The organism is Herbaspirillum sp. B65, from assembly GCF_000333555.1.
Lineage (GTDB): Bacteria > Pseudomonadota > Gammaproteobacteria > Burkholderiales > Burkholderiaceae_D > Herbaspirillum > Herbaspirillum rubrisubalbicans.
On record NZ_BADI01000698.1, the window covers coordinates 1 to 984 of the forward strand.

At 64.1% G+C, this 984-nt stretch carries 1 pseudogene; it reads left to right on the top strand.

The annotated features are described in order from the left end of the window. Positions 1–984, top strand: a pseudogene (locus tag I5W_RS16600) (ATP-dependent DNA helicase); the annotation flags it as partial.

A 984-nucleotide genomic window follows, 5' to 3' on the forward strand; every position in this document is an offset into this window, starting at 1 on the left:
GAGTTGTGCCGCGACGTACTGGCCGAAGGCCTCTCTCACGCGCGCGACGGGGCCGACTGGGCGCGCCTGGTGGCGCCGGTGGAGCGTGCCGCGCGCGACTTGCGCCTGGCCTTCCCGGAGGAATCGATTCGCCTGGCGCTGAACCAGATCGCTCCTTCTGCCGCTTTCTTCCCCGCCCTCGATGCGCTCAAGGACAGCATGGACGACATGATCGCCGTGCTGGAAAAGCAGGCCGAGCGCGCCGAGACTATCGAGCAGTGCCGCGACCGCGCCAATGAATTGCTGCGTCAACTGGAAAACTGGGGCACGCCCGAAGAAGTGGCCAAGGCCCAGGCTGAAGCGGCAAGCAAGCCGACCGCCACGGTGGGTGAGCCAAGCGAGGGCGAGGGGGGCGAGTCGCCCCAGAAACCTTTTTATGTGCTGTGGGTGGAGGCTTTCCAGTCCTCGCTGCAATTGCATCGCACACCGCTGTCGATCGCGCCCATCTTCAACAAGCAGCGCGAGGGTACGCCGCGTTCATGGATTTTCACTTCTGCGACGCTGGCTGTGAAGAAAGACTTCAACCACTATGCCGCCCAGATGGGCTTGTGGAACGCTCCGGCCCAGTCCTGGCCTAGCCCCTTCAACTATGGTGAGCAGGGCATCCTGTACGTGCCGCAGCACCTGCCACAGCCCAACTCGTTTGAATATACCGACGCCGTCATCGATGCCGCGTTGCCCACCATCGAGGCCGCCGGTGGACGCTGCTTCTTCCTGTGTACCACGCTGCGCGCGGTCAACCGTGCGGCTGAACGCTTGCGCACCGAGTTCGCGGCACGCGGACATGACTTCCCGCTGTTCGTCCAGGGTGAGGCGGGACGGACCGAATTGCTGGATCGATTCCGTGCTGCCGGCAATGGCGTGCTGATCGGCAGCAAGAGCTTCTGGGAAGGGTGGACGTGCGCGGCGATGCGCTCTCGCTGGTCATCATCGACAAGCTGCCCT